Origin of the sequence: Chloroflexus sp. MS-G, from assembly GCF_000735195.1 — a bacterium.
Lineage (GTDB): Bacteria > Chloroflexota > Chloroflexia > Chloroflexales > Chloroflexaceae > Chloroflexus.
In genome coordinates this window covers 1-2813 of sequence record NZ_JPIM01000217.1, presented here as the reverse complement: position 1 = coordinate 2813, position 2813 = coordinate 1, and the positions used below count along the sequence as shown (strand labels likewise).

The window sequence follows — 2813 nt, the reverse complement described above, 5'->3', positions numbered from 1 at the left end:
CCTACACCGTAGATTGGCTTTTGGCTGTTCATACCTCTGCGCACCATCAACGAGTGGTTATTGCCGATAGAGAGTAAATCTACATTATATCGCGTTTGGGCAATGCTGGCAGATTGCGGCGAGGGCTTTTTGGAATGGGTTCTCAACTGTAACAGAAAAGGGCGGGTCATAAGAACCCGCCCATCTTTGGTGAACACACGCCCGGTATTACTTCCCTTCGTTCAACGCCTCGGCAAGCAGACTAATGGCAGCAGCACGCGGTAGTGAACGTTGTTCACCGCGCTGTAGATCTTTCACCACAACCTCACCACGTGCCAGCTCATCGGGGCCAAGCACTAGTGCAAAGCGTACTCCACGACGGTCAGCTTCCTTGAACTGCTTACCGATGTTCCCTGGTTCAAGCGCAATGACCGTATTAATCCCGGCAGCGCGTAGTTCTGCCGCCAGAGCCAGACTGTCGGCAACCTGATCGACACTAAACAACGTGACAAATGCGAGCGCAGTTGTGCGCGGACGCGGGCCGAGATTTAGCTCGAGCATCACATCGTGGAGCCGGTCAATGCCGAAGGCAAGCCCAACCGTCGGAATCTGTCGACCGGCGAACAGACCGATTAGATCGTCGTAACGGCCACCGCCGAGGAGTGAACCTTCAGGCCAGTGCGGTGTGATTGCTTCAAAGACAACGCCAGTGTAGTACGAAAGACCACGCGCTAGACGAGGGGCAATGCGATACTGATCAGGAGGAACTCCCATTGCTGTCAGACCGGCCAACACAGCGCGCAGGTTGGCAATAGCCACTGTGGCCCGCTCGTCGTTGGCCAGTTGTTGGCTCAGCGCATGCAGCACTTCGTCTGGTGTACCATCGATTTGTACCAACTCCAGGATGTGGTCGGCAGCCGCAGGGGTAATACCCGATTTGAGCAATTCGGTGCGCACACCATCTGGACCGATCTTGTCAAATTTGTCGATAGCTCGATAGACACCACCCGCAGCCTCTTCTGATAGTCCACTGACGCGGGCTATACCGCCGATAATCTGACGATGATTGAGCAAGGTTACAAAACCAGGAAAGCCAAGCGCAGCTAGTGCTTCACACAGGATAGCGATGATCTCGGCGTCGGCAAGTGGAGAGGAACTCCCAACAATATCGAGATCGAACTGATAAAACTCGCGATAACGTCCACGCGCTGGCCGTTCGCCGCGATAACTCGGTCCATACGCATAACGCCGCCACGGGAACGATAATTGACCGGCATACTGAGCTGTCACTCGTGCCAGTGGGACCGTCTGATCGTAGCGCAACGCGAGTCGCCGCCCGCCATGATCCTCGAAGCGATAAATCAGCTTTTCATCGTCTCCTAACTTGCCTTCCAGCGTCTCGGCGTATTCGATAATTGGCGTTTGTAGGGGTTCAAAACCATGATTTTCACTAATGCGCGTTAACGTATTGACGATATATTGCCGCAGCATCATATCTGCCGGCAGATGATCGCGCATTCCTTTCACATTTTGAATTGGCGCCATACGGTCTCTCATGTACATCTAGCGATAGCTCGCACACTTTGTTATCATCATTCACGATTCGTTGCCAACAGCATTGACCGGTATGAACTGACGCCCGGCCAACTGACCACAAGCCGCAGCAATTTCTACACCACGTTCAACTCGCACCGTACAGGGAATACCATAATCGGTCAAAATCTGCTGGAAGGTAGTGACTCGTTCCCATTCGGATCGTCCAAGAGGAGTACCGGGAACTGGATTCCAGGGGATCAGGTTGACGTGGAACAGCAGTGGGCCGCGCGGCGCCGAGCGTCGGAGCAGGCGGGCGAGGGCAATCGCCTGATGCGGGTGGTCATTTTTTCCTTGGAGCAGCACATATTCAAACGAGACACGCCGACGGGTTTTGGCAATGTAGTGGCGTGTTGCTGCCATTAAGTCGGCAATCGGATAGCGCCGATTGACCGGCATCAGTTCGCTGCGCAGTGCATCATCAGGTGCGTGCAACGAGATCGCCAGATTGATTGGTAACCGCTCTTCGGCCAGGCGCTCGATCCCCTTCACCAATCCCACCGTAGAGACCGTCATACTCCGGGCGCCAAGGTTGAAGCCCTGTGGATCATGGAGCCGCTCAACCGCTTGCCACCAGCGGTCGTAATTGGCAAAGGGTTCGCCCATCCCCATGAAGACTAGGTTGCTAACACGCCCGCTTTGCCCAGCCATACCCATTGCACGTAGTTCTTGCGACGCCCAAATTGCCTGTGCCACGATCTCGCCACTGCTGAGATTGCGTAACAATCCCAATTGACCGGTAGCACAAAAGACACAGCCCATTCCACAACCAGCCTGGGTCGAGACACAGACCGTCGAGCGGTCGGGGTACACCATCAGGACTGTTTCAACCACTGCACCATCCGGCAGTCGGAAGAGCGCCTTGCGCGTCATCCCGTTGTCACCGATCTGCACGTGCTCGCGGTGTAACGTTGAGAGTGGAATCTCGGCCAGACGACGGCGCAATGCGAGCGGCAGATCGGTCATTTGTTCTGGATGTTGGACTAAATTGACATACAGATGCCGGTAAAGCTGACGGGCACGGAATGCCGGCTCGCCCCAGCTTTGCAAGAGTGCGGTCAATTCAGTTAGAGTGTAATCATACAGACTGCGTTGCTCCATAGCATGATGCATTGTACCACGTTAGTAAGAAATTGAAACAATGACGACATTGGGTGTTGAGGAACTAACACATATGTTGAGTCGTCCTGAATATGGTAAAAGTTGGATTGCAAGGAGTGAAAACAATGTTACGTCGCGGA

Annotated in this window: 2 protein-coding genes; both read right to left on the bottom strand. The window is 54.2% G+C overall.

From position 1 onward, the window contains the following. Window positions 1–207 precede the first annotated feature (207 nt). Window positions 208–1524 carry a histidine--tRNA ligase gene (hisS, locus tag JE47_RS0119920; RefSeq protein ID WP_031461421.1) on the bottom strand — a complete coding sequence of 439 codons (1317 nt, stop codon included), beginning with the start codon at window positions 1522–1524 and terminating at the stop codon, window positions 208–210. Between the two features lie 51 nt (window positions 1525–1575). Then, on the bottom strand, window positions 1576–2685 hold the full coding sequence (gene rlmN, locus JE47_RS0119915) for a 23S rRNA (adenine(2503)-C(2))-methyltransferase RlmN (protein WP_031461420.1): 1110 nt from the start codon (window positions 2683–2685) through the stop codon (window positions 1576–1578). Window positions 2686–2813: the final 128 nt, after the last annotated feature.

Bases quoted from the DNA above. Each gene is read 5' to 3' on its own strand.
- rlmN (WP_031461420.1), bottom strand. From the start codon at position 2,685: ATGCATCATGCTATGGAGCAACGCAGTCTGTATGATTACACTCTAACT.
- hisS (WP_031461421.1), bottom strand. From the start codon at position 1,524: ATGGCGCCAATTCAAAATGTGAAAGGAATGCGCGATCATCTGCCGGCA.